The 7,292-nt window shown below is 33.6% G+C and carries 5 protein-coding genes and 1 pseudogene; 1 reads left to right on the top strand and 5 read right to left on the bottom strand.

All coding sequences use genetic code 11. The annotated features are described in order from the left end of the window. Positions 1 to 124: 124 nt before the first annotated feature. The 5 genes from AACY61_RS06280 to AACY61_RS06260 form a co-directional block, all read right to left on the bottom strand. A complete protein-coding gene (locus AACY61_RS06280; protein WP_339610729.1) occupies positions 125 to 1,363 on the bottom strand; it encodes a T9SS type A sorting domain-containing protein in 1,239 nt (412 codons plus the stop codon). A 19-nt stretch (positions 1,364 to 1,382) separates the two neighbouring features. After that, the gene (locus tag AACY61_RS06275; RefSeq protein ID WP_339610728.1) at positions 1,383 to 2,072 is read right to left on the bottom strand and encodes a TIGR00730 family Rossman fold protein; all 690 of its coding nucleotides are present in this window, start codon (positions 2,070 to 2,072) and stop codon (positions 1,383 to 1,385) included. Between the two features lie 51 nt (positions 2,073 to 2,123). After that, on the bottom strand, positions 2,124 to 4,955 hold the full coding sequence (gene uvrA / locus AACY61_RS06270; protein WP_339610726.1) for an excinuclease ABC subunit UvrA: 2,832 nt from the start codon (positions 4,953 to 4,955) through the stop codon (positions 2,124 to 2,126). Between the two features lie 84 nt (positions 4,956 to 5,039). Then, the gene (locus AACY61_RS06265; RefSeq protein ID WP_339610725.1) at positions 5,040 to 6,053 is read right to left on the bottom strand and encodes a hypothetical protein; all 1,014 of its coding nucleotides are present in this window, start codon (positions 6,051 to 6,053) and stop codon (positions 5,040 to 5,042) included. Positions 6,054 to 6,413: 360 nt separating this feature from the next. Beyond that, positions 6,414 to 7,016 carry an acyl carrier protein phosphodiesterase gene (locus AACY61_RS06260; RefSeq protein WP_339610724.1) on the bottom strand — a complete coding sequence of 201 codons (603 nt, stop codon included), beginning with the start codon at positions 7,014 to 7,016 and terminating at the stop codon, positions 6,414 to 6,416. 138 nt (positions 7,017 to 7,154) lie between these two features. Between AACY61_RS06260 and AACY61_RS06255 the strand changes: the two are divergent. Continuing rightward, positions 7,155 to 7,292, top strand: a pseudogene (locus AACY61_RS06255) (phosphoglucosamine mutase); the annotation flags it as partial.

Below are 7,292 nucleotides of genomic sequence, written 5' to 3'. Positions count from 1 at the left end.
GTCTGATCTGTAAAAGATGTTCCTCGGTCTCAAGTTGCACATCAATATAAAGATTGTGTTGTGCCATACTATTAACTGCACACACTAACAGTAAACAACTTAAAAATACAATCTTTTTTTTCAATTATCTTTTAATAAACTTATAGGTTTTATTATAGGGTGAAACTTTTAAATAGTAGATGCCGGGAGCTACTCCTGAAACATCTATATTGACTTGTTGAGTGTTTGAATTATAAATGGTTTTTATTTGTTGTCCTAAAACATTGTAAATATGAAAATCTAACTGATTTTTAATTTCATTTGACACTTTTAGTTCCAAAACATCTGATGTTATAGTACCTTTAGGGAAGGTTATTGGTTCTAGAAAGGCAATTGTTGAGGTTGATAATGTTCTGTCTGTTTGAAGCTCCATTACAACCGGCAAATGATCACTCATCAAATATAGGTTATCCCGCAAGCTTTGTTCAAAAACTCCATTACAGTCGGGTGAGTCAATTCTATCATTGAAACAATTGCTGTTATTTCCATAGGCTTTATAGCTGTTTTCCACATACATCATTTCAGGGTTATCAAGCATGTTTTCTGAAATAAGAATAAAATCAAATCGATCATCTAGACCACCACCTGCACCACCACCAAAGCCTGAACTACTCAACCGAGTGCTTTGGGTATGTAGGTAAGAAAATGAAGCATTGTTATTCCAAGAACCTGGTGCATCTATTGGGTCAGCAAAAGTGATTGAATTGTCAGGGTCTAAAAGGTGTTGATAAGCAGGTTCAGAAGCCGAATATACATTTAAATCGCCGGCAAAAATGACGTAAGAGTCTGAATCTATTGCAGCTAAATAATTAGTTAGTTGGGTTACCATTTGTAAGCGCAACTGCTGGTTGGATGTACCTGTACTTGATTTCAGGTGGGTGACATAAATGTCTAAATACAAAGGATTTGTTGACTGGTCATCTGTGTGTAACAGTAACCTGTACCTATTAATATCTCTTACCGTTGTTGTAATAATATCAATTGCAGCCAGAGTGAACTTTTCAGATTTATAAAAAATTAGTTGTTGCAATTCAGCATTTCCCGATTGGTTATCAAAATATGGAGCACGAGAATATGTTGTACTAGTTGAATTCAGTGAATTGTTCAAGATCAGGTCTGCACCAAATTCATTTTCCAACTCACAAATCATAAAAATATCTGGTTGATAAGTGTTTAAAATATTCTTTAAAAGTTCCGGTCTGTTTGATGGGGGAGCAGAAGGAAAGTCAAACACGTTGTAAAACATTGTTTTAATTGTTTCTTGAGCAAAAACTCCCTGGAAAGAAACTAAAAGGAGAAAAAGAATGTATTTATTTAAAGCCATAATGGTTGAATAAAATTGTTTAAAAGTTAGGACTTAAATTGTATTCCCCATAGAAGCTGTCAAGTATTTGTAGGACTTCATCTTCAGTGTCAACTACATGAAACAAATCAATATCATCTGGACTTATATTTTGAAATTTGACTGAGAGAGTTTCTTTTATCCAGTCAAGAAGACCAGACCAGAACTCTGTGCCGACTAATATAATTGGAAAACTATCAATTTTATTGGTTTGAATGAGTGTCATTGCTTCAAAAAGTTCATCAAGTGTCCCAAAACCTCCCGGCATGACCACAAAACCTTGAGAATATTTCACAAACATTACTTTTCTTACAAAAAAGTAATCAAAATCTAGGCTTTTATCACTGTCAATATAGGGGTTGTCGTGTTGTTCAAACGGCAATGCAATATTCAATCCAACCGAGGTTCCTCCTGCGAGGTGCGCCCCTTTATTTCCGGCTTCCATAATTCCGGGGCCTCCCCCGGTGATTACACCATAACCACTTTCAGTAATTTTTCTGGCAATTTTTTCTGCCAATTTGTAATATTTATTGTCAGGTTTTGTACGTGCAGAGCCAAATATTGAAACACAGGGGCCAATGCGGCTCATTTTTTCATAACCGTTTACAAATTCTCCCATTATTTTGAAAATGGCCCAGGAGTCATTTGTTTTTACTTCATTCCATTCACGGGAGTGCTTATCTCTTCTCATATGTCTATAATACTATAACAAGTTAAATTGATTTTATCCTAAGGTCAAATGCTAAAATAGTTCTTTTTTTAAAAATTTGGCAGTATAACTGCTTTTATGCTTGACAACTTCTTCCGGTGTACCGGAAGTGATTATTTTCCCGCCTTTTTTTCCACCTTCGGGTCCTATATCGATAATATGGTCAACAGTTTTAATAACATCTAAATTGTGTTCAATTACTATCACAGTATTTCCTTTTTCCACCAGCTTATTTAAAACAATCAACAATACCCGAATGTCTTCAAAATGGAGGCCTGTTGTGGGTTCATCGAGGATGTAAAGTGTGCTTCCGGTATCTCTTTTAGAAAGTTCTGTTGCCAATTTCACACGTTGAGCTTCACCTCCAGAAAGGGTAGTTGATTGCTGTCCAAGTGTAATATATCCTAAACCAACATCTTGGATTGTTTTTATTTTACGGTAAATTTTAGGAATGTGTTCAAAAAACGGCACAGCCTCATTGATGGTCATTTCCAATACATCATAAATTGATTTTCCTTTGTATCTAATTTCAAGTGTTTCTCTGTTGAAACGTTTTCCCTGACAAGTTTCACATTCAACATAGACGTCTGGCAGGAAATTCATTTCAATTACTTTTAAACCACCTCCCTGACAGGTTTCACATCTTCCACTTTTTACATTAAAACTAAAGCGGCCAGGCTTGTAACCTCTTATCATAGCTTCGGGCATTTTCGAAAAAAGATTTCTGATTTCTGAAAACACACCAGTATAGGTAGCCGGGTTAGAACGTGGAGTTCTTCCAATTGGTGATTGGTTAACATCAATCACTTTGTCTATGTGTTCAAGGCCTGTAATTTTTTTGTAAGGAAGCGGTTTTTTCACCCCGTTAAAGAAGTGTGCGTTTAAAATTGGGTAGAGAGTTTCATTTATCAGGGTAGATTTTCCACTGCCAGAAACACCTGTAATTCCAACCATTTTACCTAATGGAATTTCAAGAGTTACGTTTTTTAGATTGTTTCCTGTAGCACCTTTAAGTACTATTTTTTTGTCATTGCCATCTCTTCTTTTTTTAGGAATTTCAATTTGTTTGGTATTATTGAGATATTCAGCAGTAAGCGTTTTATGTTTTTTTACTTCAACCGGATTTCCTTCAGAAATAATTTCCCCGCCGTGTTTTCCAGCTGCAGGTCCTATATCGATGATATGATCTGCTTTTTCAATCATATCTTTATCGTGTTCAACAACGATGATTGAATTTCCCAAATCTCTCAATTGTTCCAACGCGCTAATGAGGCGTGCGTTATCTCTTTGGTGTAAGCCAATGCTGGGTTCATCAAGAATATATAAAACACCCACAAGTTGCGAACCAATTTGGGTTGCAAGTCGAATGCGTTGTGCTTCCCCACCCGAAAGTGATTTTGAACTTCTGTTGAGTGATAAATAGTTTAAACCAACATCTGTTAGAAACTGAATTCTTGAATTAACTTCTTTTAAAATTTCTTCAGCAATTTTGAATTGATTTTTTGAAAGTTTTTTAGGAAGTGCTAAAAACCAGCGTTGGAGTTCGTCAATATCCATTGCTGCCAATTGGGATATGTTTTTATTGTTTATTTTAAAATATAGAGATTCTTTTTTCAATCGGCTACCTTCACAGTCTGGACATTGAATGTGATTCATATATTCTTTTGCCCAGCGTTTGAGTGAGGTAGATTCATTATTGTTGTAGGTGTTTTGCAGAAACGTAGCAATTCCTTCAAAGTCAATTTTGTAACTTCTTGTGATTCCGAGAGACTTACTTTCTATTTCAAATTTTTCTTTTCCTCCGTATAAAATTATTTCCAAGGCCTCCTTTGGAATTTTCTCAAAAGGCTCTGAAAGCTTAAAATTGTATTTTATTGCGATTAATTCTAACTGCTTAAAAATCCAATTATTTTTTTGAGGTCCCTGTGGAGCCAATGCCCCTTGTTGTATTGATAGTTTTTTATTGGGAATAATTTTGTCAATATTCACTTCATAAAGATGCCCCAATCCATTACATCTGGGGCACATGCCTTTTGGTGAATTAAAAGAAAAATTATTTGGTTCAGGAAGCGGGTAAGAAATTCCTGTTTTTGGACACATTAGTGCCCTACTGAAATACCTTACTTCTTGAGTTTCATGTTCTAATAGCATTAAAATGTTATCACCATGATACATTGCAGTCTTGATGGCTTCACCTAGTCTGTTTGTTGATGTTGTTTTACTATCAAGCTGCAGTCTGTCAATCACAATTTCAATATCGTGGGTTTTATACCTGTCCACTTTCATTCCTTTTGAGATGTCGTGGGTTTCACCATCAATTCTTACTTTAACAAAGCCTTGTTTAGCAATTTGATCAAAGAGCTCTCTATAATGTCCTTTACGGGCACGAACTGTGGGTGCGAGTATAGTAATTTTTTTATTTGAATAGTCTTTTTCAATAAGTGATTTAATTTGTTCATCACTGTAACTAACCATTTTTTCACCTGTATTGTAGCTGTAGGCATCTGCAGCTCTTGCATAGAGTAGCCTTAAAAAGTCGTATAATTCAGTGATTGTGCCAACAGTCGATCTGGGACTTTTACTGGTGGTTTTTTGTTCAATTGCTATGACAGGAGATAAACCATCTATTTTATCAACATCCGGGCGTTCAAGGCCGCCTAAAAACTGTCTGGCATATGCTGAAAATGTTTCAATATATCTTCGTTGACCTTCTGCATAGATAGTATCAAATGCAAGTGAAGACTTGCCACTGCCTGACAGTCCTGTAATCACTACTAGTTTTTCTCTTGGAATGTGAACATCAATGTTTTTTAGATTGTGTACGCGTGCACCTAAAACAGAGATAAAATCGTCATTTTTTGTCATAACGGCAAAGATACTTATTTCACATCAAAATTTTAGGAAACAGCTTGTTGTGAATTGTTAAATAATTGGGAATATTTTGAATTTTTAAACCTCAATTTCTTTGGTCAGAAACTGATAAAATGAAGTAGTAATGTAAAAGATAATTCCAATTGTAATTGAGACACTTATTATTGCCAGGAAAGGGTGTAATTCAAAAAGTTGATATACGAGAGGTAATAAGACACCACTAATAACAAGAGTTATAAAAATAATAAAAATGTAGTTTACCATTTTTGGTAATTTCTGTGCAGCAAATGTTTGAAACTGATGTAATTTTGGAATTACATCCTTATTCATATATTCGCCTAGTTTTGAAAGAAAAACTTCATTAAAAGAAGAATCTTCAAAAGTTTCGCTATCAATTGACTGTGCCAGTGTCATAATTTTATCCTGGTGACGCTCATAAACAGCTTCCAGATCCAATGCACTTTTATAAGTGGCGAATTTATAACCAAAGTAATACCAAAGTCCTGATCCACATTTGTGTTCTAACCATTTTTCAACAATAGCTTTATCATAGTGTCGAGGGTATCTGATATTTTCAGTTATAATTTTTTCTTTAGGCGAAGTTAATAGCAGTGCTTTAAATTCCAAATAGAGATTTTCTGTATCCTGATAAGGATGATTTTCCTGGAGAAATTCTATTGCAAGTTTAGAATACCCTTTGTAAAATTCTTTAACTTCAAAAAAGTTTAAATTTGAATACTCTTCATCGAGGTATTGTTTTAAACCCGGCAGCCACATTTTAGAGCGATATAACAAATCAATGATATTTCTGAAATTGTGCATTTTTTGAGTCACATTATCCAAATCTGATACAATACTGTTTCGAGTGTTTCTCAGGTTAATGACTATCGTTGCCAGATAAAACATGATTACAACTGCCAGAATTCCACTAACTATTAGAGCTGTGTTTAGAATTGAGTTAAGGGTGCTGATAAATTCGGGAGTTCTGTTTAATTTACTCCATAATAAATATCCAAGGGTAATGACAAGCACCCCACTTAAAATAAGTGGTATTAGAGCAAGAATATCTTTAATAAAAGATTTATTTCCCATTATTGATAATCAGCAAATAAAAAGGGGAGATTAAAGAAATATTCAATCAAGAAGTTAATGCGGTAATATCAAAATTCAATGGGTTTTCTTACAAAATATTACTGAATAAAATTAGTCTATAATATTCAAAAAAAATCGTAAAAAACCCAGTAAAATTAACCCCCAATAGTTTTACTGTTTAATATTTAATGTGTTAGTTATTAGTTAGCAAGTGTGCTAATTTAGTAAATTTCTTACAATAAGTAGTAAAATACTTACATATTTTAGTATAAATTATTTATTTTAACTATATTGAAATTAATTCCTTCAAAATTCTTACAAGTACTAAATTGCTTTCAAAGGTAAAAAGATGTTATAAAATTAATTCTCAAATAGTTTATTTATTTCTTTAAGTTTTTGTTTGGAAAAGGGAATTAGTTCATTGAAAAAATTAGTGAATTCATTTTCAAAATCATTGTAATATTCTTCTAGTTCAACAACCGCCAGGTTCATTCTGGACTTATTTTTTGTTCTAAAATTCATTTGATATAGAATTTTACTAATCCCGGGGATAGTAGCATAGCTCAAGAGCCAGTTATCAGTAAGCATGTAGGGTAACATTCTCTGAATGCGAGCAGGAAGTACTTCGTGATATTCGTTTAGCAAGTTATAAAAGTTTTCTACGTATACCTCAAGAGGGATATCACTGTAATTATTCCAGTTTTTTGCTAAAAAGTGGTCATAAAGAATGTCAACAATGATTCCACTGAAGTGTCCATAGTTTTTGTGAAGTCTTTTAGTACTTAGTCGTACTATTGGATGTGCATCTGTATAGGTATCAATTTCTCTGTGTAATAAAATACCTTTTTGAATACCTACCGGGTAATTTGTGTAGCTAGTTCCTTTAATTCCATCAGCGATAAAATTACCTATTATAATATCTTTGTCGTTTCCAGAAAGGTATATGTGTGCCAGAAAATTCATAAGGCAATTTACAAAATACCTTTGAAGTATTCCCGTTTTGGAATTGTATATTTGCCTAAATATTCAGTGAGTTTACTTTAAAAGAATTTTTTGAATCGCTCAATATTTAACAATTTTTCTACCAACTAAATATCAAAAATGACTTTAATAAAATCAATTTCAGGAATACGCGGTACAATAGGTGGAGGTGTTGGCGATAACTTAACGCCTGTTGATATTGTAAAATTTGCTTCAGCTTATGGTAGCTGGGTAAAACAACAACGCAATAAAGAAAAT

Origin of the sequence: uncultured Planktosalinus sp. (assembly GCF_963973675.1) — a bacterium.
Taxonomy (GTDB): Bacteria; Bacteroidota; Bacteroidia; order Flavobacteriales; family Flavobacteriaceae; genus Planktosalinus.
Note: the sequence above shows the minus strand (reverse complement) of the source record. Positions and strands in the feature narration are given on the sequence as shown.

Bases quoted from the DNA above. Each gene is read 5' to 3' on its own strand.
- AACY61_RS06275 (WP_339610728.1), bottom strand. From the start codon at position 2,072: ATGAGAAGAGATAAGCACTCCCGTGAATGGAATGAAGTAAAAACAAAT.
- AACY61_RS06280 (WP_339610729.1), bottom strand. From the start codon at position 1,363: ATGGCTTTAAATAAATACATTCTTTTTCTCCTTTTAGTTTCTTTCCAG.
- AACY61_RS06265 (WP_339610725.1), bottom strand. From the start codon at position 6,053: ATGGGAAATAAATCTTTTATTAAAGATATTCTTGCTCTAATACCACTT.
- uvrA (WP_339610726.1), bottom strand. From the start codon at position 4,955: ATGACAAAAAATGACGATTTTATCTCTGTTTTAGGTGCACGCGTACAC.
- AACY61_RS06260 (WP_339610724.1), bottom strand. From the start codon at position 7,016: ATGAATTTTCTGGCACACATATACCTTTCTGGAAACGACAAAGATATT.